The sequence below is a fragment of the Haliea atlantica genome, assembly GCF_054779855.1.
Genome location: NZ_BAAGXL010000003.1, coordinates 838,285 through 860,582, shown reverse-complemented (window position 1 = coordinate 860,582; position 22,298 = coordinate 838,285). Strand labels below are relative to the sequence as shown.

20 protein-coding genes are annotated in these 22,298 nt (G+C 67.6%); 18 read left to right on the top strand and 2 right to left on the bottom strand.

Annotation, left to right across the window (positions count from 1 at the left end; translation table 11 throughout):
• Positions 1–29: 29 nt before the first annotated feature.
• The 18 genes from cysC (at position 30) to ACYVGS_RS03940 (ending at position 18,535) form a co-directional block, all read left to right on the top strand.
• Entirely contained in the window at positions 30–647 is a 618-nt protein-coding gene (gene cysC / locus ACYVGS_RS04025) for an adenylyl-sulfate kinase (protein ID WP_460587348.1), read from the top strand.
• 31 nt (positions 648–678) lie between these two features.
• Positions 679–1,875, top strand: coding sequence for a sulfate adenylyltransferase (gene sat, locus ACYVGS_RS04020; protein WP_460587347.1), 1,197 nt, complete (start codon positions 679–681; stop codon positions 1,873–1,875).
• A 191-nt stretch (positions 1,876–2,066) separates the two neighbouring features.
• Positions 2,067–3,095: a type II secretion system protein GspC gene (gene gspC, locus ACYVGS_RS04015; protein WP_460587346.1), complete on the top strand. Its 1,029-nt coding sequence runs from the start codon at positions 2,067–2,069 to the stop codon at positions 3,093–3,095.
• 20 nt (positions 3,096–3,115) lie between these two features.
• Entirely contained in the window at positions 3,116–5,158 is a 2,043-nt protein-coding gene (gene gspD, locus ACYVGS_RS04010) for a type II secretion system secretin GspD (protein WP_460587345.1), read from the top strand.
• Positions 5,155–6,648: a GspE/PulE family protein gene (gene gspE / locus ACYVGS_RS04005; RefSeq protein ID WP_460587344.1), complete on the top strand. Its 1,494-nt coding sequence runs from the start codon at positions 5,155–5,157 to the stop codon at positions 6,646–6,648. Before gspD ends, gspE begins: the two co-directional genes overlap by 4 nt.
• 4 nt (positions 6,649–6,652) lie before the next feature.
• On the top strand, positions 6,653–7,873 hold the full coding sequence (gspF, locus tag ACYVGS_RS04000; protein WP_460587343.1) for a type II secretion system F family protein: 1,221 nt from the start codon (positions 6,653–6,655) through the stop codon (positions 7,871–7,873).
• Positions 7,874–7,877: 4 nt separating this feature from the next.
• Complete coding sequence (gspG, locus tag ACYVGS_RS03995) at positions 7,878–8,327, top strand: type II secretion system protein GspG (RefSeq protein ID WP_460587342.1); 450 nt, start codon at positions 7,878–7,880, stop codon at positions 8,325–8,327.
• Positions 8,328–8,333: 6 nt separating this feature from the next.
• Positions 8,334–8,963, top strand: a complete 630-nt coding sequence (locus tag ACYVGS_RS03990) for a GspH/FimT family pseudopilin (RefSeq protein ID WP_460587341.1) — start codon at positions 8,334–8,336, stop codon at positions 8,961–8,963.
• Positions 8,947–9,366: a type II secretion system protein GspI gene (gspI, locus tag ACYVGS_RS03985; RefSeq protein WP_460587340.1), complete on the top strand. Its 420-nt coding sequence runs from the start codon at positions 8,947–8,949 to the stop codon at positions 9,364–9,366. The genes ACYVGS_RS03990 and gspI overlap by 17 nt, the downstream gene beginning before the upstream one ends.
• The gene (gene gspJ, locus ACYVGS_RS03980) at positions 9,356–10,003 is read left to right on the top strand and encodes a type II secretion system minor pseudopilin GspJ (RefSeq protein ID WP_460587339.1); all 648 of its coding nucleotides are present in this window, start codon (positions 9,356–9,358) and stop codon (positions 10,001–10,003) included. Before gspI ends, gspJ begins: the two co-directional genes overlap by 11 nt.
• The gene (gene gspK / locus ACYVGS_RS03975; protein WP_460587338.1) at positions 9,984–11,039 is read left to right on the top strand and encodes a type II secretion system minor pseudopilin; all 1,056 of its coding nucleotides are present in this window, start codon (positions 9,984–9,986) and stop codon (positions 11,037–11,039) included. Before gspJ ends, gspK begins: the two co-directional genes overlap by 20 nt.
• A gap of 124 nt (positions 11,040–11,163) precedes the next feature.
• Entirely contained in the window at positions 11,164–12,357 is a 1,194-nt protein-coding gene (gene gspL / locus ACYVGS_RS03970; protein ID WP_460587337.1) for a type II secretion system protein L, read from the top strand.
• Positions 12,357–12,833 carry a type II secretion system protein GspM gene (gene gspM, locus ACYVGS_RS03965; protein ID WP_460587336.1) on the top strand — a complete coding sequence of 159 codons (477 nt, stop codon included), beginning with the start codon at positions 12,357–12,359 and terminating at the stop codon, positions 12,831–12,833. Before gspL ends, gspM begins: the two co-directional genes overlap by 1 nt.
• Position 12,834: 1 nt before the next feature.
• Positions 12,835–13,602, top strand: a complete 768-nt coding sequence (gspN, locus tag ACYVGS_RS03960) for a type II secretion system protein N (RefSeq protein ID WP_460587335.1) — start codon at positions 12,835–12,837, stop codon at positions 13,600–13,602.
• Between the two features lie 17 nt (positions 13,603–13,619).
• Positions 13,620–13,799 carry a rubredoxin gene (locus ACYVGS_RS03955; protein ID WP_460587334.1) on the top strand — a complete coding sequence of 60 codons (180 nt, stop codon included), beginning with the start codon at positions 13,620–13,622 and terminating at the stop codon, positions 13,797–13,799.
• Positions 13,800–13,809: 10 nt separating this feature from the next.
• Entirely contained in the window at positions 13,810–15,588 is a 1,779-nt protein-coding gene (locus ACYVGS_RS03950; protein WP_460587333.1) for an aminopeptidase P family protein, read from the top strand.
• Positions 15,589–15,737: 149 nt separating this feature from the next.
• A complete protein-coding gene (locus ACYVGS_RS03945; RefSeq protein ID WP_460587332.1) occupies positions 15,738–17,087 on the top strand; it encodes a sodium-dependent transporter in 1,350 nt (449 codons plus the stop codon).
• 59 nt (positions 17,088–17,146) lie between these two features.
• Positions 17,147–18,535, top strand: a complete 1,389-nt coding sequence (locus ACYVGS_RS03940; protein ID WP_460587331.1) for an alanine/glycine:cation symporter family protein — start codon at positions 17,147–17,149, stop codon at positions 18,533–18,535.
• 18 nt (positions 18,536–18,553) lie between these two features.
• On the opposite strand, the gene ACYVGS_RS03935 is transcribed toward ACYVGS_RS03940, so the two are convergent.
• A complete protein-coding gene (locus ACYVGS_RS03935; protein WP_460587330.1) occupies positions 18,554–20,758 on the bottom strand; it encodes an Ig-like domain-containing protein in 2,205 nt (734 codons plus the stop codon).
• A 254-nt stretch (positions 20,759–21,012) separates the two neighbouring features.
• On the bottom strand, positions 21,013–22,248 hold the full coding sequence (locus ACYVGS_RS03930; RefSeq protein ID WP_460587329.1) for an NRAMP family divalent metal transporter: 1,236 nt from the start codon (positions 22,246–22,248) through the stop codon (positions 21,013–21,015).
• Between the last annotated feature and the right edge of the window lie 50 nt (positions 22,249–22,298).

Below are 22,298 nucleotides of genomic sequence, written 5' to 3'. Positions count from 1 at the left end.
AATTTCATTCACCTGTGAGAAAGGACGACATGGCAGAGCAGAAAGCGACCAACGTACATTGGCACGAGGGTGACATCACCCGGGACCACCGGCAGAAACTGCTGGGCCACAAGGGGGCAACCCTGTGGTTCACCGGCCTGTCCGGCAGCGGCAAGAGCACCGTGGCAGTAGAGCTGGAAGGGCGCCTGAACGAGATGGGTATCCTCGCCTACCGCCTGGATGGCGACAATGTACGCCTCGGCATCAACAAGAACCTGGGCTTTTCCGCCGAGGACCGCACCGAGAACATCCGCCGTATCGGCGAGGTGGCCAAGTTGTTCGCCGACTGCGGCGTGATCGCCCTGAGCAGCTTCATCAGCCCCTACGCCGCGGATCGCGACGGGGTGCGTGCGCTGCACGAAGCGTCCGGCATGGACTTCATCGAAGTCTTCGTCGACTGCCCCCTGTCCGAGGCCGAAGATCGCGACCCCAAGGGCCTGTACAAGAAAGCCCGCGCCGGCGAGATCAAGAACTTTACCGGCATCGACGACCCCTACGAGGCCCCGGCAAAGCCGGAGGTACACTTGCGCTCCGACCAGATGAGCGTGGCCGAGGAAGTGGACGTGATCCTCTCGGCACTGCGCGAGCGCGGCATCCTCCCGGCCTGATCCGGCGACAACAGTTTCAAGGAGTTTTGCAATGATCAAACCCCACGGTTCCGAACAACTGAACCCGCTCTACGTGGCCGATGATGCGGCGCGTGCCGCCCTGCAGCAGGAAGCCGAGGGCCTGCCCTCGCTGCTGCTGAATTCCGCCGCTGCCGCCAACGCGGTGATGCTCGGCGCGGGCTACTTCAACCCCCTGAACGGCTACATGAACCTGGCCGACACCCTGAGCGTGGCGGAGAAGCTGCAGACAGTCGACGGCCTGTTCTGGCCGGTGCCCATCGTCAACCTGACCAAGGAGTCGGGCGTTGAGGCCGGCAGCCGCATTGCCCTGCGCGATCCCAATGTCGCCGGCAACCCGGTGCTGGCGGTGATGGACGTCGAAGCCGTGGAGACGGTCAGCGAAGAGCAGGTGGATTTCATCTGTGAGAAAGTGTTCCGCACCCTGGACGACAAGCACCCCGGTGTCGCGACCTTCAAGGCCCTGGGTCGCACCCTGCTCTCCGGCCCCATCCAGGTGCTGAACTTCTCCTATTTCGAGAAGGACTTCCCCGAGACCTTCCGCACCGCCTACCAGATCCGCGACGAGATCGCCCAGCGCGGTTGGAACAAGGTGGTGGCCTTCCAGACCCGCAATCCGATGCACCGCGCCCACGAGGAACTGTGCCGCATGGCCATGCAGGACCTGGGTGCCGACGGCATCCTGATCCACATGCTGCTGGGCCAGTTGAAGCCGGGCGACATCCCCGCCGACGTGCGCGACGCCGCCATCCGCAAGATGGTCGACGTGTATTTCCCGGAAAACACCGTAATGATTACCGGCTACGGTTTCGACATGCTCTATGCCGGTCCCCGGGAAGCGGTGCTGCACGCGGTATTCCGTCAGAACTGTGGCTGCACCCACCTGATCGTGGGTCGCGACCACGCCGGTGTCGGCGACTACTACGGCGGCTTTGACGCGCAGACGATCTTCGACGAGGAAGTGCCCGCGGGTGCCCTGGAGCTGGAGATCTACCGCGCCGATCACACCGCCTACAGCAAGAAGCTGGATCGGGTGGTGATGATGCGCGACGCACCGGACCACAGCCCTGAGGACTTCGTGCTGCTCTCCGGCACCAAGGTCCGAGAAATGCTCGGCAACGGCATTGCGCCGCCCCCCGAGTTCTCCCGCCCGGAAGTCGCGCAGATCCTGATGGATTACTACCAGCGTCAGGACGCCGCGTCCGCCTGATGCGCCTGCAGCGGCCACCGCCTCCGCGGTGGTCGCACCTCCTCTCCCTGCGCCTGCGGCGCCCCTGTCATCGTTTCGTCATCTGACTGTCATCCCGCTGTCACGGTTTTATCTTTTAATGGCGGTCCCTATAATCGGGCAGTAAAACGACCGGGACAGATCTCTGCCCGGCACAGGTTCGGGAGACCCTCTTGGCCATATCCTGGCTCCACAGCGGCAGCGAATCCGGCGCGCGTCTGCGCGAGTTTCCGGGGTCGCGCTCCCTCGCCGGACTGTGGCAACGTCTGCGCCAGCCCCGTCAGGTAGCCCGGCTCAAGGCACTCTGCCTGGCTCTGGCCGCGCTGTGGCTGCTGGCGTCGCTGGCACAGCTGTTCTGGGCCTTCTGGCCGCAGCCGGACGTGACGCCGGCGGCGGCGCCACTCAACCCGGCCCAGGGGGCCGCACGCCGCGCCGTGGCGGGCCCGGCCGTGGACCTGGAGGCCCTGCGTGCCGCGGCGCTGTTTGGTCGTCGCGATGCCTCTGACGTCGCGGCGACGCCCGCCCCGACGCCCCGCGAGGCGCGTGAGGGCATCGAGGAGGGCGCCCGGGAGACCCGGCTGGATCTGGTGCTGCGTGGCGTGGCGGCCTCTCCGGTGGAGGGGCAGGGCAGTGCCGTGATCGAGGTGCGCGGCCAGCAGCATGTGTTTCGCGTGGACCAGGCGCTGCCGCTGCCCGGCCGCGTGACCCTGGCCAAGGTACTGCCCGACCGGGTGGTACTGGATAACGCCGGCACCTATGAACTGCTGCGCCTCTATGCGGAGTCCGAACTGGACCGGCAGCTCGGTGCTGCGGCGAACAGAGAGCCCGCGGCGGCACCGCAGATCGTGGATCGCCGCGACGATGCCGGCGTGGCCGATCTCGCCGGTCGCTACCGCGAACAGCTCTACCGCGACCCGCAGTCACTGGCCTCCCTGGTGCGCATCGCCCCGGTTCGCCAGGCGGGGGAGCTGCAGGGCTACCGGATCACCCCGGGGGAAAACCGTCAGCAGTTCGAGCAGCTGGGCTTTCGGGCCGGCGACCTGGTGGTCGCGGTCAACGGCATGCCCCTCTCGGACCCGGCGAACGCCATGCGCCTGTATCAGTTGATGCGCACGGCCATCGAAGCCACCTTTGAACTGCAGCGTGACGGCCAGCCGCTTGCAGTGAGTATCAGCCTGGGCGATGCTGCCCCGGATGCCTGACATGACCGACTGCTGAGGATATGCCGCGAGTGACCGCCAAGATCCGCGCCCTGTGCGCCCTGCCATACTGCCTGTTGCTGGGCGCCGTCCTGTCCATCGGCACCGCCCATGCCCAGGAGTTCACGGTCAATCTCAAGGACACCGATATCCAGGAGCTGATCAAGTTTGTCGCCGAGGCGACGGATACCACCATCGTGGTCGATCCGGCGGTGAAGGGCCGGGTGAAGGTCGTCTCGACCAAGCCGGTTTCACGCAGCGAGCTCTATGATCTTTTCCTGTCCATCCTGGAAGTCCACGGCTACACCGCGGTGCGCTCGGGCGGTGTGGTCCGGGTGATCCAGAACAAGGATGCGCGCTCCGCTCCGGTTGCGGTCGGGGACACCCGGGAGGGGGCCTCGGGGGACGAGTACGTAACCCAGGTGATGCGCCTGGAGAACATTTCCGCGGCCAAGCTGATTCCGGTGTTGCGCCCGCTGGTGCCGCAGCAGGCCCACATGGCCGCCTATGCGCCCAGCAACGCGATCATTATCTCCGACGTGGCGGCGAATATTGCCCGCATCGCGGCGATCATCGAGCGCATGGACCGCAGCGCGGTGCAGGAAACCGAGATGATCAAGCTGCGCTACGGGGTGGCCGAGGATGTGGTGGAGAAGCTCAATGCCCTGAACCGGCAGGTCGCGGGCGGCGAGGGCAGTGAGAGCGAAACCCTGCTGGTGGCGGACAAGCGTACCAACAGTATCCTGGTCAGCGCCGATGAGCTGGAGCGGGCCCGTATCAACCGTCTGATCCGCTTCCTCGACAGCCCCCAGGAGCAGACCGGCAACGTCAAGGTGGTCTACCTGGAATACGCCAAGGCCGAAGAGGTTTCCGAGGTGCTTTCCCGGGTGGTCCAGAACGTGCGCCGGCGCGACAGCGGCGAGAGCAGCGCGACCACGCGCAGGGGGGACGGCCCGACCATCGAAGCCGATCCCGGCACCAACGCCCTGATCATTACTGCCGAACCCGATGAAATGGCGTCCCTGGAGTCGGTGATTGCGCGGCTGGACATCCGCCGTGCCCAGGTCCTGGTGGAGGCCATCATCGTCGAGATGGAGGTGCGCGACGGGCAGGATCTCGGCCTGCAGTGGCTGTTCGCCAATGAGGACGGCTTCTACGGCAGCAGCATCAACCCCGACGACCTGCGGGCCCGGCGCATCGCCGGTGCCATTCTGCCGAGCGATAGCGAGGATGGCAGTGGCGGCACCACCACGGGCGATTTCAATGTCGGTGCCCTGGCCGGCGCCCTGGCGCAGTCGCCGGGGCTGTCCCTGGGCTGGGGCGTCGTGGATGACGACCTGTCGATGACGGTGATCCTCAACGCCCTGCGCGAGCAGTCCAACGCCAATATCCTCTCCACCCCGAGCCTGCTGACCCTGGACAACCAGGAGGCCTACATCACCGTGGGCCAGAACGTGCCCTTCGTGACTGGCTCCTACACCAGTACTGGCGCCAGTGACGGTGCCCAGAATCCCTTCCAGACCATCGAGCGGGAAAACGTCGGCATCACGCTCACGGTGACGCCGCACATCAACGAGGGCAATGCGGTGGTACTGGATATCTCCCAGGAGGTCTCCAGCCTCAGCAATACCTCGGCGGTGCTGGATGCCTCGGACCTGATCACCAACGAGCGCATCCTGCAGACCAAGGTGCTGGCCGCGGACCAGAGCACGGTGGTGCTGGGCGGGCTGATCAAGGACGACGTCCAGGACGGCAGCCAGAAGGTGCCCCTGCTGGGTGATATTCCCCTGCTGGGCCGCCTGTTTCGCAGCGACGCCACCTCGGTGGTGAAGACCAACCTGCTGATTTTCATCCGCCCGACCATCATTCGCGACGATCACCAGCTGCACGGTGCCACCGCGGAGAAATACCGCTATATCCGCGACCAGCAGCTGGAGCGCCAGCGCCGGGGTATCCGCTTCCTGGACGACAGTTACATTCCGGTGCTGCCGGAGTGGGAGGATCAGGTCCGCCAGCTTGAGCAGATGCAGCAGGATGCCGGCAAGCGCGAGGGCGCGGGTCCGTGACCTTGGCTGCCGCCAGCCCGGCTCCGCGGCCGCTGCCCTTCGGTTTTGCCAAGCAGCACGGCGTGCTGTTGCAGGCAGCGGAGGTGGATGCGCCGATAGTCGCCCACCGCGATGCGCCGCCGCTGTCGGTGTTGCTGGAGCTGCGCCGCTGGCTGGGCGGGCCTTTCCAGCTTGAAGCGGTGAGCGAAGCCGAATTCCAGCGGCGTTTGACCCGGGCCTACCAGCGCGACAACAGCGAAGCGGTGCAGATGGCCGAGGACATTTCGGCGGATGTCGATCTCAGCCGCCTGGCGGATGAAATTCCCGAGGCCGGCGACCTGATGGATGCCGAGGACGATGCGCCGATCATTCGTCTGATTAACGCCATCCTCTCCCAGGCGGTGCGGGAACAGGCCTCGGACATCCACATCGAGACCTTCGAGGATCGCCTGAGTGTGCGCTACCGCATCGACGGCGTGCTCAGCGAGGTGCTTTCGCCCAAGCGCATGCTGGCGCCGTTGCTGGTATCGCGCCTCAAGGTGATGGCCCGCCTGGACATCGCCGAAAAGCGCGTGCCCCAGGATGGCCGCATCTCGGTGCGCATTGCCGGCCACGCGATCGACATCCGCATGTCCACCATTCCCTCCGCCCACGGCGAGCGGGTGGTGCTGCGCTTGCTGGACAAGCAGGCGGGACAGCTGGAGCTGATGCAGCTGAACATGAACCCACAGGTGCTGCAGGCCTACCAGAAGGCCCTGCACAGCCCCCACGGCATCATCCTGGTCACCGGCCCCACCGGTTCGGGCAAGACCACCACACTCTACGCCGGGCTGTCCCACATCAACCAGAGCACCCGCAACATCCTCACCATCGAGGATCCGATCGAATACATGCTTCCCGGTGTGGGCCAGACCCAGGTCAATCCCAAGGTGGAGATGACCTTCGCCCGCGGCCTGCGCGCCATCCTGCGCCAGGACCCGGACGTGGTGATGGTGGGGGAGATCCGCGACCTGGAGACGGCGGAGATTGCGGTGCAGGCCTCACTCACCGGCCACCTGGTGCTCTCCACCCTGCACACCAATACGGCCATCGGCGCGGTGACCCGCCTGCAGGACATGGGGATCGAACCCTTCCTGCTCTCCTCCAGCCTGATCGGCGTAATGGCCCAGCGCCTGGTGCGCCTGCTCTGTAGTCACTGCCGTCAGCCGGCGACGGCCACTGCCAGTGAATGCGCGCTGCTCGGCGTGGACCCGGCGCAGGCGCCGCAGATCTGGCACGCCGGCCACTGCGAGCACTGCAACGACAGCGGTTACCGCGGCCGCACCGGGATCTACGAGCTGATCGAGATCAACGACGCCCTGCGCAATGCCATTCACGAGGGCGCCAGCGAGCAGCAAATGCTGCTGCTGGCGCGTCAGCACTACCCGGGTATTCAGGAGGACGGCCGCCGCCGCATCCTGGCCGGGGAAACCAGCATCGAGGAGGTGCTGCGGGTGACCGCGGTCAACTGATCTCATGACCGCCTTCCGTTATCGCGCACTCAATCCCGGCGGCAAGCTGGTCAAGGGGGTCCTCGAGGGGGACTCCGAGCGCCAGGTACGCCAGCAGCTGCGCCAGCAGAAACTGCGCCCGGTGGAGGTGGCCCAGGCCAACCGCGAAGCCTTGCCGCGCCGCGGTTTGCGCCTGAACCTGTTTCGGCCGCGCATCAGTACCGCCGAACTGGCCCTGCTGACCCGCCAGCTGGCGACGCTGGTCCAGTCCAGCCTGCCCCTCGACGAGTGCCTGCAGGCCGCGGCCGAGCAGAGCCGGCGGCCGCGCACCAAGGCCCTGTTGCTGCAGGTGCGCTCGCGGGTGGCCGAGGGGCACACGCTGGCCTACGCGATGGGGGAGTTTCCCCAGGTGTTCAGCGACATGTACCGCGCCATGGTCAATGCCGGGGAGCACGCCGGTTTCCTGGGGCCGGTGCTGGAACAGCTGGCGGACTACAACGAGCAGCGCCAGTACACCGCGCAGAAGTTGAAGATGGCGATGATCTACCCCTTCATTCTGGTCGCGGTGGCCATCGCCGTGGTGGTGGCGCTGATGGTCTTTGTGGTGCCGGAACTGGTGGGAATTTTCGCCCACAGTCAGAAGGCGCTGCCCTTGCTGACCCGGGGGCTGATCGCCACCAGCGATTTCTTCCGCGACTACGCCCTGTGGCTGCTGGCGGGCATTGTCCTCGCGGTGTTCGGTCTGCGCTACTGGCTGCGGGTGCCGCGCAACCGCCGGCGCTGGCATGCGCTCCTGCTGCGCCTGCCCGGTGTGTCGGGCCTGGTCACCGCGGTGGACACGGCCCGTTTCGCCTCGACACTGAGTATCCTCATGGCCAGCGGCGTGCCGCTGCTGGAGGCCTTGCGCATTGCCGGGCAGGTGCTGACCAACCGGGTGCTGCGGGAGGACAGTGCCGCGGTGGCGGCGCGGGTACAGGAGGGCAGCAGCCTCAACCGCGCCCTGCGCGAAAGCGGGCGTTTTCCGCCGATGATGGTGCACATGGTCGCCAGCGGCGAGGCCAGCGGCGAGCTGGAAACCATGCTGCAGCGCTCCGCGACCAACCAGGAGCGCGAGCTGGAAATGACCCTGGGTACGGTGATGGGTCTGCTCGAACCCCTGCTGGTGGTGGTCATGGGCGGGATGGTGCTGATCATCGTGATGGCCATCCTGCTGCCGATTTTCGATCTCAACACAATGGTGCGATAGCGTGATGCGAGACAAGCGAGTGACGGCGAATCGCCAGGGCGGTTTCTCCCTGGTGGAAATCCTGGTGGTGCTGGTAATCATGGGCCTGCTGATCAGTGTCGTGGCCCCCACGGTGCTCAACCGCGCCGACGAAGCCCGGGTGCAGAAAGTCTACGCGGATTTCAAGGCGATCGAGACGGCCCTGAAAATCTACCGCCTGGACAACTACACCTACCCGACTACCGAACAGGGCCTGCAGGCCCTGGTGGAGCCCAGTGGCCTGGAGCCCCAGCCGCGCAACTTCAAGACCGGCGGTTACCTCGCCGAGGTGCCGGTGGACCCCTGGGGCCGGCCCTATCTCTACCTCAGCCCCGGGGAACAGGGCGAAGTGGATATCTACACCCTCGGCGCCGATGGTTTGTCGGGCGGCGAAGATCAGAACGCCGACATCGGCAACTGGAAGGCGGAGGACTGAGGCAGCGTGAGCCCTCCGGCCCTGCCTGTTTCAGGCTGCCCGGCCCCCGGCGCCGTGCGGCGCGCCCGGGGCTTCAGCCTGATCGAGCTGCTGGTGGTGCTGCTGGTGATCGTGATCATGACTTCCCTGGCCACCCTGGGCATGAATGTCGGCACCCGCGAGCGCACCCTCGAGGCCCAGCTGCGGGAGCTGAGCAACCTGGCCCGGCACGCCCAGGAGGAGGCCGAGCTGAGCGGTCGCAGCTACGGCCTGCTGCTGGCACTGGACAGCGTGGACGGCGAACCGGTCTATCAATACCACTGGCGCGAGCAGCGTCCGGGCGGCTGGCGCCGGCCGGAAATCGGCGGCGAGCTGTTCCGCCCGCGCACGCTGGTGGAGGGCCTGCTGCTGGAGCTGACCCTGGAGTCGGTGCCGGACACCCCGGCGCTGCCGGCTCCGGTGGCCCCCGATGCCACGCCGCAGGTGCTGTTCCAGGCCAGCGGAGAAGTCAGCGCCGGCACCCTGGACATCTACGATCGAGAGAGCAATACACTGCTCTGGCGTCTGCAATGGGATGGCCTGGGTCGCTGGGAAATGTTGCCCGAGGGGCGGCCCGAGGACGACAGCGGGGGAGGTGAGCGTGAAATCGGGCGTTGAGGGCGGCTTCACCCTGGTCGAGGTCATGGTGGCCCTGGCCGTGGTGGCCCTGGCGCTGCCGGCACTGCTGTTTACCCTGCACCAGCAGCTGGACGGTACTGGCTACCTGCGCGACAAGACCCACGCCCAGTTGGTGGCGGGGAACAAGCTCAGTGAGCTGCGCCTGTTGCAGCAGGTCCGCGGGGGACTGTTCCGCGGCAGCGACAGCGGCGTCAGCCAGATGGTCGGACGCGACTGGGCCTGGGAACTGCGTACCGAGGACACCGCGGTGCAGGGTTTTCAGCGGGTGGAAATTCGCGTCTACGCCGGGGCGGAAGCAGAGGGCTCGCCACTGCACACCCTGGTGGCCTTCCTCGCCGATCTCGATGCGCCCGCTGCGGCGGAGGTGCCGGGTGCGGGCTGAGCGCGGTTTCACCCTGGTCGAGGTATTGATTGCCCTGACCATCACCGCCTTTGTCGCGGCGGCGGCCTACGCTGGCCTGTCCGCGGCCATCGACGGGGTGGAGCGCAGCCGCGCCGAAGCGGAGCGCCACTGGGAACTGACCCGCGCCCTGCGCATCATCGCCCGCGACCTGCGCCATGTCGTGCCCCGGCCGGTGCGCGACGAGTTCGGTGAGGCGGAGCCCGCCCTGATGGGCGGACCGGCGGCGCGCTTTACCTTCAGCCTGACCCGCAGCGGCTGGCACAACCCGAACAACCACCCGCGCAGCAACCTGCAGCGGGTCAACTACGTCTGGGAGGAGGACGCCCTGTGGCGCGAGAGCTACCCGGTACTCGATCGCGCCGGCAATACCGAAGCGCAGCGGGTACGCCTGCTCGGGGGCGTCACCGGTCTGCGCCTGTTCTTCCTCGACCAGCCCGGCAACCTGGGCGCGGCCAGCCGCGGGGTGTCGATCGATACGCGCAACTGGCCCGAGAGCTGGGCGCCGGACCCCATGCAGTCCGGGGATGCGCTGGCGCCGCCGCTGGCACTGGAGTGGGTTTTGCAGCTGGATGGTCTGGGCGAGGTGAGGAGTTTGCATGTCCTGCCGTCGCAGTAGTCCCCCTGCCCGCCAGCGCGGGGTCGCCCTGGTGGTGGCCCTGCTGGTCTTTGCCCTCTGCGCGATCCTGATGGTGGGCATGCAGAGTGAGTTCAACCTGTTCCACCAGCGGGTGGCCAATCACCTGCTGGCGGAACAGGGGGACGCCTACCTGCGCGGCGCCGAGCAGCTGGCGGCCCTCGCCCTGCAGGCGGATCACGACGCCGACCAGTTGCGCGGGGGGGAGCCCCGTGACGACCTGGGGGAGATCTGGGCCCGGGACGCCACGCCCTATCCCCTGGAGGAGGGGGGCTGGCTGCTCGGCGGCCTGGAGGATCTGCAGGGGCGTTTCAATCTCAACTGGCTGGTGCCCGCAGCGCCCCCCGAAAGCGGTGAGCCGCGGCCACCGGCGGAGCGCCTGACCCCGGCCCAGCGGGTGTTCGTGCGCCTGCTGCAGAGCCTGGGGGAGGCGAGCCTGTCACTGGACGAGGCCCTTGCCCTGACCCTGGCCATCGGCGACTGGCTGGACGACAACGCGCTGCCGCTGACGGCCGGCTCCGAGGACGATGCCTACCTGGGGCGGACACCGGCCTACCGGGCCGCCAACCGCCCCATGGCCAGTGCCAGCGAGCTGCGCGCGGTCACCGGAATGAATCCGGCCCTGTTCCAGGCCCTGCTGCCCGTGGTTACCGTGTGGCCCCAGGACGGGGCCGCCAGTACCCTGAATATCCACACGGCGCCGCTGCCGGTGCTGCGGGCCCTGGGTGGCGGCGAGCGGCTGGCGCCCTTGAGCGAGGCCGAGGGCCAGGCTTTGCTCAGCCGCCAGCGGGAGGAGGGTGGCTTTGCCAGCCTGGAGGATTTTCTCGCCAGCCCGGTGTTTGAAAACCTCTCGGGCGGGGACCGGGAGACTCTGGAAGCCCAGCTCGGCGAGGCGTCCGACTGGTTTCTGCTCAGCGCCGAGGTGGAAGTTGCCGAGCGCCGACTGCGCTTGTACAGTGTTTTGCACCGTGACCAGCGTTCGGTGCGCGCCGTCACCCGCGCCTACGGGAGCCCCTGATGCCAGTGCCTGAACCCGGCCGTGCGCGCCGCCCCCAGGGCAGCTGCAGCGGCCCCCAACCACGGAACGGGCGCAGCGCACCTGCCGAGCAGTGTGCACAGCCCCCAGCCACGGAGACAATCCTGTGCAGCAGCTTGCCGTAATCCGGCTGATCGACCAGCGTCTGGCCTGGTACCCCCCGGGTGCGGGGCGGGAGCCGCGCTGGCTGGATGATGATCTGGCCCTGGCCGCCCTGCGCAGCAGCCTGGCCGCGGGTCAGGCCGCCTGCTTCGCGGCGCCCGGGGAGGCGATCCACCTGATCGCCCTGACGGTCGCACCCGAAGAGCGCCGGCATTTGCGTCAGGCACTGCCCTTCCTGCTGGAGGAGCAGCTGGCGGAGGAGGTCGAGGCACTGCATTTTGCCAGTCAGCCCCTGGACGAGGCGCACTGCGCGGTGGCCGTATGCCGGGAGGCCGACATGCAGGCTTGGCGGGAGGCTTTGGCGGGGCTGCCGCCACTGTCGCGCTGGGTGCCGGAGCCACTCCTGCTGCCCTGGCGCGAGGAAGAGTGGTGTGTCTTGCTGGAGCCAGGGCGCGCACTGGTGCGCCTGGATCAGAGTCGCGGCTTTGCTGTCGAGTCCGCGATGCTGGCGCCCTTGCTGGACGCTGCGGCACGGGACAGCGCCCCCCACCGGGTCGTGCTCTACGGCCAGGCGCAGGCGATGGACCTGCAGTGCCTGCCCCAGTCCCTGCGCGATCGGACCGAGTGGCGCCGCGGCGGTTTTGCCCAGGCCCTGGGGCTGGCGGACGACGACAGTGCTCGCCTCAACCTGTTGCAGGGAGCCTGGGCGCCGCGCCTGCCAGTGGAGCGCTGGTGGCGCCAGTGGCGGCCGGTGGCGGCGGCCCTGGGGCTGGCCTTTCTCGTGCAATTGGCAGCGACCTGGGCCGATGTTCGTCAGCTGGCGGCGGAGAATCTGGCCCTGCGCGGCGCGGTGGAAGCCCGCTTCCGCGAGGCAGTGCCCCGGGGCGTGCTGGTGGATGCCGAGGCCCAGCTGCGGCGTCAGCTCGAGCCGTTGCGGGGTGGCGGTGGGGGCGGGCGGTTGATGCCTCTGCTGGCGGGCGTGGCCCGCGCGATGGAGGCGACACCCGGGAGCGCGCTGGGCAGCCTGAACTACGCCGAGCGCGCCGGCGAGCTGCGCCTGACAGTCACGGCGCCGGATTTTGCGGCGGTGGAGTCGCTGCGGGGCCAGCTTGAAACGGGTGGGCTGGCCGCGGTGATGGAAAGCAGTAATGCCCAGGGCGAACAGGTGCGCGCCCGGTTGCGGGTGGGAGGCGTGTGATGCGGGAATGGTTTGAACAGCGCCCCTTGCGGGAACAGGCCCTGCTGTTGCTCATGGGCGCAGCCCTGTTTCTGTGGATCCTGTATACCCTGGTCTGGTCGCCCCTCGACCAGCGTCGCGACCAGTTGCGCCAGCAGAATCTGGCGGCGGTAGAGGCGCTATCGCGGGTGGATGCCATGGTCTCCGAGCTGCAGAGCCTGCGCGAGAACGGCGCCGGTGCCGGCCCGCGGGAGCGCAACCTGGCGGCCCTGGTGAATCGCGGCACCCAGCGTCTCGGGCTGCCCGTCAGCCGTCTCCAGCCCGGTGCGCGGGGTGATCTGCAGGTGCGCCTGGAGAGCGCTCCCTTTGACAGCCTGGTCATCTGGCTGCACGAACTGGAACAGCGTGAAGGCCTGCTGATCGCCGAGCTGGCGGTCACGCCGGCGGGGCAGCCGGGGCGGGTGGATGCCACCCTGCGCGTGAGCGAGGGGCTCTAGCATGTGGCGCGTTCTGGCGGGCCTGTTGGCCCTGTGTCTGCTGCTGTTGCTGCTGGCCGCCAGCGCCCCCGCCCGGCTGCTCGCCTGGGTGCTGCCCCCGGAACAGGTGCTGGCCAGCGGCTACACCGGCAGCCTGTGGTCGGGCAGCGTTGCCCGGCTACAGGTCGCCACGCCCGCCGGTCCCCTGCACCTGGGGCGCGTGGACTGGTCACTCTCGCCCCTGTCACTGCTGCGCCTGGCGCCCGCGCTGACGCTGGACAGTCGCTGGGGGGAGCAGCGCCTCAGTGCACATCTGCAGTTGCGTGGCCGCGATGAGCTGACGCTCAGCCGCGTGAGCGCGCGGGTGGATGCCGGCCTGCTGCGACAGCTGGCCCCCCTGCAGCTGGCGGGCACCCTCAATCTGCAGCTGGCGCGCCTGGTGTTGCGTGACGGTCAGCCCCAGGACCTCGAGCAGGGGCGCCTGGTGTGGGAGTCTGCCCGCTGGAATTCGCCGCGGGGGCCGATTCCCCTCGGTAGCTATGTGCTCGAGGCCACGCAGGCGGGGGATCAGTCCCTGCGCGGCGAGGTCTTGACCCTGCAGGGGCCGGTGCGCGCGGCGGGCGAGTTGCAGTGGAAGGACGGCAGCTATAGCATCGCCTTGCGCCTGGACAGCGAGGGCGCCTGGGACCCGCTGTTGCAGGAGTCCCTGGCCCTGCTTGCGAGTCCCGAGGGTGATGCCTACCGGCTGCAACTCAGCGGTCGGCTCGCGCCCCCGTCGCCAGCCCGATAATTGACCGGAGTGTCTGCATGAGCACTGCACCCTACCGCAAGTATGAATGTGTCATCTGTGGCTTTATTTACGACGAGGCCGAGGGCCTGCCCGACGACGGCATCCCCCCGGGCACCCGCTGGGAAGACATCCCGGAAGACTGGGAGTGCCCCGACTGCGGGATTTCCAAGTCCGAATTCGACCTGATGCCTGAATAGGTGGGTGGCGATGAGCGATGAAGCGCGACTGGGCGCCCTGCGCCAGTTAATGCAGCAGCGGGACTATACCGCGCTGATCATCCCGCGGGCCGACGAACACCTCGGCGAGTACATCCCGGCGCACCACGAGCGTCTGTTGTGGGCGACCGGTTTCACCGGCTCGGCGGGCATGGCCGTGGTGCTGCCCGAACGCGCGGCGATCTTTGTCGATGGTCGCTACACGGTGCAGGTGCGTCAGCAGGTACCCGCGGCATTGTTTGAATACCGGCACCTGATCGAGGAGCCGCCCCTGGCCTGGCTGACAGCGGAGCTGCCGGCCGGCGCCCGGGTTGCGGTGGATCCGCGCCTGCACAGCCTGCAGTGGTACCGCGAGGCGGAACGGGTGCTGGGCGACGCCGGCCTGGCGCTGGTCGCCGACAGCGACAACCTGGTGGACATCTGCTGGCGCGATCGCCCCGCGGCCGCGGTTGCCGAGGCGCTGATGCTGGAAGAGCGCTGGTGTGGCGAGAGCAGTGTTGAAAAGCGCCGGCGCATCGGCCAGGGGCTTGCCGAGCAGGGTGCCGAAGCGGCCCTGGTCTTTGCCCCCGACTCGGTCTCCTGGCTGCTCAACCTGCGCGGCCGCGACGTACCCTGTCAGCCCGTGCTGCAGAGCTGGTGCCTGCTCTGGGCGGACGGCTCGGTGGACCTGGTGGTGAACCCCGCGCGCCTGCCCGCGGGCGTGGAAGCCCACGTCGGCGAGGGCCTCCGCGTGCACGCCGAGGCCGATGGCGAAGCCTTGCTGCAGGCCCAGCAGGGCCGCCGTATCCTGGCCGATCCGGCCACCGCCAATGCCTGGACCCAGCGCACTCTCGCGGCGGCCGGAGCTGAACTGATTGCCGGGGCCGACCCGGTGCTGCTGCCCAAGGCCTGCAAGAATGCGGTGGAAGTCGCCGGCATGCGTGCGGCGCATGTGCGCGACGGCGGCGCCCTGGTGCGTTTCCTCTGCTGGCTGGACCAGCAGGTCGCGGCGGGCGAGCGGCCGGACGAGGCGCAGCTGGCGGATCGCCTGCTGGACTTTCGTCGGCAGGTGGCGCATTTCCAGGGGCCCTCCTTCGACACCATTTCCGCGGCCGGCGCCAATGCCGCCATGTGTCATTACCACCACAGCAACTCGCCGCAGCCCGCACCGCTGCCGCGGGACGGCGTGTACCTGGTCGACAGCGGGGGGCAGTACCTCGACGGCACCACCGATGTGACCCGAACCGTGGCCATTGGCGAGCCGGGCGCGGAAGTCCGCCGACTGTTCACCCTGGTGCTCAAGGGGCACATTGCCCTCGACCAGGCGCGTTTCCCCCGGGGGACTACCGGGACCCAACTGGATGTCCTGGCGCGCCAGTACCTGTGGCGCGAGGGCCTCGACTACGATCACGGCACCGGTCATGGTGTCGGTGCCTTTCTCAGTGTCCACGAAGGCCCCCAGCGCATCTCCAAGGCCTGGGCACCCGTCGCCTTGGCGCCGGGCATGGTGGTGAGCAACGAACCCGGTTACTACCGCGACGGTGCCTTCGGCATCCGTTGCGAGAACCTGGTGGTGGTCGGCCCGGTTCCCGGGGAGCACGAGACACCTGTGCTGGGTTTCGAGGCCCTGACACTGGCGCCCTTCGATCGGCGCCTGGTGGAAGTCTCCCTGCTCACGCCCGCCGAGCGCGACTGGCTGAACGACTACCACCAGGGGGTGCACGAGGTGCTTGCTCCTGACCTGCCCGCCGACGTGCAGAACTGGCTGGCGGCGGCGACGGCACCGCTCTAGCGAGCGGCTGCCGCCGGCTGCTCCGGCGCCTGCGGCCCGGTCGTGCCAGCGAGCCGTGCCGCGGTGCTCCGCGACACGCGCCCCGGTGGGCCAGTGACCGGCTTTTGTGTAGACTGGCGAGATAAGCACAACCGCCGGAGCAAGCGTACATGGCCATCCCCGCCAGCGATCACTGGTCTTCCCGATTTACTTTTCTCATGGCGGCTGTGGGTTTCGCCGTCGGCCTCGGCAACATCTGGCGCTTCCCCTACATCACCGGCGAGAACGGCGGTGCCGCGTTTGTCCTGATCTATCTCGCCTGTGCGTTCCTGATCGGGGTGCCGATCCTCATCGCCGAGCTGTTGGTGGGGCGTCGGGGGCAGGCCAGCCCGCCGGAAGCCATGGCCAATGTGGCTCAGGGCAGCGGGCGCTCTGTGCAGTGGCAGTGGGTCGGTGGCATGGGCCTGCTGGCCGCCTACAGTATCGTGATTGTTTACTCGGGGATTGTCGGCTGGGTTCTCTGGTATCTGTTCAAGGCCATCACCACCGGCTTTGCCGGGATGGATGCGGCGGGTGCGGAAAATGCTTTTGCAGGCGTACTCAACAATACCCTCGGCATGCTGTTCTGGACCCTGCTGGGGCTGCTGTTGACCGGCACCATCATCTACGCCGGGGTCAAGGACGGTATCGAGCGCGCGGTCACCATCATGATGCCGCTGATGTTCCTGTTGCTGGTGGGGCTGGCGACCTACAACTATTTTGCCGGCGGTTTCATGGAGGCCCTGGTCTGGCTGTTCACGCCGGACTTCAGCAAGATTACGCCCGCGGCGGTCCTGGCGGCCATCGGCCAGGCTTTCTTTTCCATCGGTGTCGCCATGGGCGGCATGATGATCTACGGCGCCTATCTGCCGAAAGATGTCTCCATCGGGCAGTCGGTGCTGATGGTCGTGGTCGCCGATACCCTGGTGGCGCTGCTGGCAGGCCTGGTGATCTTTCCCGCGGTCTTCCACCACGGCCTGGATCCCGGCGCCGGCGCCGGCCTGATCTTCCAGACCCTGCCGGTCGCCTTCGCCCAGATGCCCGGCGGTCACCTGTTCAGCATTCTGTTTTTCCTCATGCTCACGGTCGCCGGCATCACCTCCATGGTGGGCCTGGTGGAGAGTGTCACCGGCTGGATCGAGGACCGCCTGGGCGCGCCGCGTCACCGCAGTGCCGTGGCGGTCGTCGCCTCGGTGGCCCTGTTCAGTGTCCTCAGCCTGCTTTCCTACAACGTGTTGCAGGACCTCGACTTCGGCGGCGGTAACCTGAACGACAGCATGGATTATTTCTCCAACCAGATCCTGCTGCCCTTGGGGGGCTTGTTGATTGCCGTGTTTGCCGGCTGGGTCATGGGTCGCGACGCGGTGCGCGACGAGCTGTCGGACCTCTCGCCGAAGGCCTTCGCCCTGTGGTACGGCCTGATGCGCTATGTCGTGCCACCGGCTCTCGCCATCATCTTTATCATGGGGGTCAGCGAGTAGCGGGGGATTCCCTGCAACCCCCCTTCAGCTAGAACACAACACAGACAGGAGCCTCAGCCATGCTCACGGCGATCAACGATTTTCTCTGGGGGCAGGTGTTGGTGGTGGCGCTGGTGGGGGTCGGGCTGCTGTTCACCATCAGCTCCCGCGCCCTGCAGTTCCGCTTTTTCGGGCGGATGTTCGGGGTCTTGCGGGGCGGGCTGCACCACGAGAAGGGGCATGTCAGTTCCTTCCAGGCGCTGGTGGTCAGCGTGGCCGGGCGGGTCGGCAGCGGCAATATTGCCGGGGTCGCCGTGGCCATCACCCTGGGTGGCCCGGGGGCGGTGTTCTGGATGTGGGTGATCGCCCTGATGGGCATGGCCACCAGTTTCTTCGAATGCTCCCTGGCGCAGCTGTTCAAGCGCTATGAGCCGGACGGTACCTACCGCGGTGGGCCCGCCTACTACTTGACCCACGGCCTGCGCCAGCGCGGCCTGGCCGTGGTCTATTCGATTCTCCTGCTGATCACCTTCGGGCTCGGTTTCAACGCCCTGCAGTCCTATGTCGTGGCCACGTCATTGCAGGCCTCCTTCGGCGTGCCCACCTGGGTCACCGGTGTGGGCATGGTGATCGCCCTGGGCGCGATCATTTTCGGGGGCATCAAGCGCATCGCCGTGGTTGCCGAAGTGATCGTGCCGGTGATGGCACTGGGCTATCTGCTGGCGGCGCTGGTGGTATTGGCCCTGCACATTACCGAGGTGCCGGGGGCGCTCTGGTTTATCGTGCAGAATGCCCTAGGCCTGGAGCAGGCCGTTGGGGGCGGTCTAGGCGTGGTAATCATGCAGGGGGTCAAGCGCGGCCTGTTCAGCAACGAGGCGGGCCTGGGCAGCGCGCCCAACGTGGCGGCGGTTGCCCATGTGCCCCATCCCGCCAACCAGGGCATCGTGCAGGCCTTCAGCGTGTTCATCGACACGGTGATCATGTGCAGCTGCACGGCGGTGATCATCCTGCTCTCCGATGCCTACCAGCCCGGAACACCCGATGTCGAGGGCGTGGCCCTGACCCAGACGGCGATGGCCGCCCACGTCGGTGGCTGGGGGGCGCAGTTTGTCTCGGTAGCGCTGGTGCTGTTTGCCTTCAGCTCAATGATGTACAACTACTATCTCGGCGAGAACAGTCTCAACTTCTTCCGCGAGGAGGACCGCGTCCTGTTTACCGGGTTCCGGATACTGGTTCTTGGCCTGGTGCTCTGGGGCTCCTTCCAGGACCTGGGTACGGTGTTCGGCTTCGCCGACTTCACCATGGGCCTGCTGGCCCTTGTCAACCTGCTGGGTCTGCTGGGCATGTACCGCATCGGTATGCGTCTGCTGCGGGACTATGAGGGGCAGATAGGGCGCGGCGAGGAACCGCGCCTGAAGGTGGAGGACTGGGCCGACCTGGATATCGACCCGAGAGCCTGGAAGGACTGAACAGCCGGGGCTGACGGTTTAACCTTCCTCCTCATCGGGCTCGGGCGGGGCTGCCTGGCAGCTGTAGGTTGCCGAGGACTCCACACCGCCGCCGCTGACGGTCACGGTGATGCTGCCCCCGGCGTTTTCCACCAGGCTGAACGAGGGCGCAGTAAACGCGCCGTAGGCATTGGTTTCCGGGACTTCGGCATCGACGTTGCCCCCCTCAATCTCGCAGCCGTTCTCCCCGGAAATCGACACGCTGGAGCCAGCGGCGGGGGCATTGTTGTAGATGTCCGCCACGTAAACCGTGTAGCTGCGGCCGGCCTGAATGACCGAGGGCCGGCGGCGCGTGCTGTCGTCTACCAGGAGGATGTCGAAGCCTGACTCCGAGGCCAGGATCAGCACCAGGCTGTCGCGAACGTTGACCAGGTTCCGGCTGCACCAGATGCCATCCCCTTCGAGCGGGCAGAGCACGCCGTTGAAGACACCGTCGGGCTGCTCCGGTGAGACGTTGCGCGAGAAGCGGCCGTCGCTGTTGAAATCGACGAAGGTCTCCTCGGATCCGGCGGCCTCGCAGCGGGCATTGTTGCCAACGCAGCCCTGGGCCGGGTTGTAGCGACCGTCTTCGTTGTGATCGAGGAAGGCCTCGGGCAGGTTCACAAAGGGCTCGCCCTCGTCATAGCGGCCGTTGCCGTTGCTGTCGGTGAAGCTTTCCTCGCCGATCGCGGTGACCAGCACAGTCGAGCGCAGGCCGCGGATATACCCGAGGTCATCCGGGCAGGGGCCAGAGCCCACGGAGTGGCTGGGGCAGCTGTAGCCGTTCCCTCCCTGCGTGGTGCGCACCAGGTCTCGGTTGTCATTGAACATGGGGAAGCGCGGGGCCTGGCTGGTCCAGGTCACCGAACAGGCGCCGTTGGTGGTGGTGCAGGAGCCCTCGATGGAGCCGTACTCGGTGCGGAAGGTCGCCGCGGTGCCATCCGGTACGGGATTGTTGAACTTGTCGGCCATGCGTACCGTGACCTGGGTGGTGACGCCGTCGAATTCACGGGCGCCCTGGACCTTGAGCGCCTCGGCCGACAGGCTGATGGCATTCTGTGTCGGCAGGCCGGTCGTGACCGTGAGTACATCCGACACGGTGGTCAGTGTCAGCTGGTCGCCATCCGGCGCCTCCACCTCGATGGTGGCGGTGACCCGCACGGCGGTGGCCACGTCGCCAGACTGCACCACGGCGCGTACCAGGCCGTCGCCATCGGAGCGCGCACTGGTGGTGCGCAGGCGCAGGCCGCCGACCCGGGTGGTCAGGCCGAAGCGGACGTCGATACCCTCGATGGGCTCATTCTGGGTGTCGATCACCTCGAAGGTGACGGTGCCGGTTTCCTGCAGGCCGGTGCCACCGCCGGTACCCGCCAGAGCGAGGACCTCGGGCTCCGCGCTGCGGAATACAATGGAGGTGACTTCCGGCGGCGCGACAAACAGATCCACCGTGGCGCTGCGGTCGGTGCCCGGCAGGGTCGCGGTGACCGTATCGTTGCCGCTGCAGCCAGCGGCGACGTAGTCCACGGTGACCCGACCGTTAGTCGTGGTCGCGGTCACGGGCAGCTGCGCCTGGCCGGAACGCTCGCACTGGCTGCTGAAGCGGACTTCCTCCTCGGTTTCGACCGGTGAGCCCTCCTCGTCAACCACGAACACGATCAGCTCGGCGGTGCCATTGCGCGGCAGCGAGGTGGAGCTGGCGGCGATGCGGCCCGGGACGAAATTGCCATCGCGGAAACTGCCGAGGCGGAGATTGGCGCGCACGGTCTGGAAATTGAGGCTTTGCGTCACGGTTCCCGCGGGCCCCTCGACGCTGGCGGTGAGGGTGCCGGCGCCACGGGTGCCGTCGCCCAGCAGGCGCAGGCGCGCTTCGCCGTCCTCGTTGGTCAGGGCGCTGCCGGTGTCGGGGTCGAGCAGGCCGAGGCTGGTGGTGACGGTGACGACTTCGCCACTGACGGGGGAGCCCGAGGCACTATTGCGCGTCACCCGCGCGGACAGCGTCGCCGGGTTGGTGGAGGTCACGGTATCTGTGGGGTTGCCGTTGGCATCCAGCAGGGTCAGGCTCAGCACCCAGGTGTCGGGCTCCTCGGGCAGGAAGCCGCCGCCACCGCCTCCGCCGCCACCACCCCCGCCGCAGGCCACGACAAACAGTGACAGGGCCAGGCCGGCAACAAGCCGGAGTGAAAGGGTGGTCAGGCGCGTGATCATGGTCTTCCCCTTGTACCAGACGGTCTATGGGCCGCTCTGCTCGTATCGTTAGCCGACTTGCCGCTGCGGCGAGCCCCCCGAGAGTAGCATGGCTCGAGGCTTAAAACTTGAGCAATAACAGGCCCATACGAACTTTTTGTGATTTTCTGCACAAACATTAGAGCCGCTGTGCCCCGACACGGCCAGAGCCCTGCGACCAAAGCCCTCACTATTCACGGGGGCGCTGCGTTTGGCAAGTGTTTTTGCGGTCCATCTCAGCCCGCCAGCCTGCCGGCTGCCTCGATCAGTCGCAGGCCCCCCAGGGCGGTGGCGACCAGTACCACGAGACCGCCGAAGCCGTTGGCGAGCCAGCGGTTGCGATGGCCGCCGAGCAGGGCGCGACTGTTCATCACCAGCAGCAGGAACAGGGCCACGACGGGTAGCAGCAGACCATTGGCGGCCTGGGCGAAGAGGATGGCCTGCACGGGCCGCGTGCCGGTGGCCGCGAGCAGCGTGCCCGTGAGCAGGACCAGCAGCCAGACCAGGCGGAAGCCGGGTGCGTCCAGGCTGGTGCGCCAGCCGAGGGCACCACAGACCGCCCAGGCGGCGGCGAGCGGCGCGGTGATGGCACTGGTCAGGCCGGCGGCGAACAGGCCACAGGCGAACACCCAGGGTGCCGCGGGACCGAGCAGTGGCTCCAGCTGCCGGGCCAGGGTGCCGGCGGCGAAGGCCTCGCCACTGCCGAAAAAGGTTGCCGCGGCGGTACTCATCACGGCCAGTGTCACCACGCCGCCGATACCGATGCTGAGGGCACTGTCGAGACGCGATTCGCGCAGCGCCTGGCCGACCGGCAGGGATTCGGGCCACTTGCGGGTGACGGCGCTGGCGTGCAGGAAGAGGTTGTAGGGCACCACCGTGGTGCCGATCAGTGCCACCACCACCAGGGTGGCGCCGGGGGGAATTTCGGGGCGCAACACACCCTCGAGCATGGCGCCCAGTGGGGGGGCCACCAGCACCGCCGTCAGGGTGAAGACCGCGGCCATCAGCAGCACCAGCACGACCAGGGTGCGCTCGAGCGCCTGGTAGCGGCCACTGGCCAGGAGGCCGCCGGCGATCAGACCGATCAGTATCGACCAGGCCGCGGGGTGACCGGCTCCCACGGCCGTCAGGGCCATGGCCGCGCCGGCGATATTGCCGGACTCGTAGGCGGCGTTGCCCAGGCCGACAGCGATCACCACCAGCAGGATCGCCAGGCGACCGAAAACCGGATTGCTGAAATGCGCGCGCATGGCCTCGGCCAGGCCGCGCCGGGTGACCAGGCCCAGACGCGCGCTCATTTCCTGCAGCACGAAGGTGGCCAGAACGGAGAACAGCAGGGCCCAGAGCAGGGCAAAGCCGTAATGCGCACCCGCGCTGCTCGCGGTGGTGATGGTGCCCGGCCCGATAAAGGCGGCGGTGACCAGCAGGCCAGGGCCGAAGCGCTGGCGCAGTGTTTTTGGCTGATCGGACATGCCGGCTCCCGCGATGGATTTTCCGCAAGGTTAGCAGCAATGCGCGGGGC

Bases quoted from the DNA above. Each gene is read 5' to 3' on its own strand.
- ACYVGS_RS03930 (WP_460587329.1), bottom strand. From the start codon at position 22,248: ATGTCCGATCAGCCAAAAACACTGCGCCAGCGCTTCGGCCCTGGCCTG.
- ACYVGS_RS03945 (WP_460587332.1), top strand. From the start codon at position 15,738: ATGGCCATCCCCGCCAGCGATCACTGGTCTTCCCGATTTACTTTTCTC.
- sat (WP_460587347.1), top strand. From the start codon at position 679: ATGATCAAACCCCACGGTTCCGAACAACTGAACCCGCTCTACGTGGCC.
- gspF (WP_460587343.1), top strand. From the start codon at position 6,653: ATGACCGCCTTCCGTTATCGCGCACTCAATCCCGGCGGCAAGCTGGTC.
- ACYVGS_RS03955 (WP_460587334.1), top strand. From the start codon at position 13,620: ATGAGCACTGCACCCTACCGCAAGTATGAATGTGTCATCTGTGGCTTT.
- ACYVGS_RS03940 (WP_460587331.1), top strand. From the start codon at position 17,147: ATGCTCACGGCGATCAACGATTTTCTCTGGGGGCAGGTGTTGGTGGTG.
- ACYVGS_RS03935 (WP_460587330.1), bottom strand. From the start codon at position 20,758: ATGATCACGCGCCTGACCACCCTTTCACTCCGGCTTGTTGCCGGCCTG.
- ACYVGS_RS03950 (WP_460587333.1), top strand. From the start codon at position 13,810: ATGAGCGATGAAGCGCGACTGGGCGCCCTGCGCCAGTTAATGCAGCAG.
- gspN (WP_460587335.1), top strand. From the start codon at position 12,835: ATGTGGCGCGTTCTGGCGGGCCTGTTGGCCCTGTGTCTGCTGCTGTTG.
- gspK (WP_460587338.1), top strand. From the start codon at position 9,984: ATGTCCTGCCGTCGCAGTAGTCCCCCTGCCCGCCAGCGCGGGGTCGCC.
- gspD (WP_460587345.1), top strand. From the start codon at position 3,116: ATGCCGCGAGTGACCGCCAAGATCCGCGCCCTGTGCGCCCTGCCATAC.
- gspG (WP_460587342.1), top strand. From the start codon at position 7,878: ATGCGAGACAAGCGAGTGACGGCGAATCGCCAGGGCGGTTTCTCCCTG.
- gspM (WP_460587336.1), top strand. From the start codon at position 12,357: ATGCGGGAATGGTTTGAACAGCGCCCCTTGCGGGAACAGGCCCTGCTG.
- cysC (WP_460587348.1), top strand. From the start codon at position 30: ATGGCAGAGCAGAAAGCGACCAACGTACATTGGCACGAGGGTGACATC.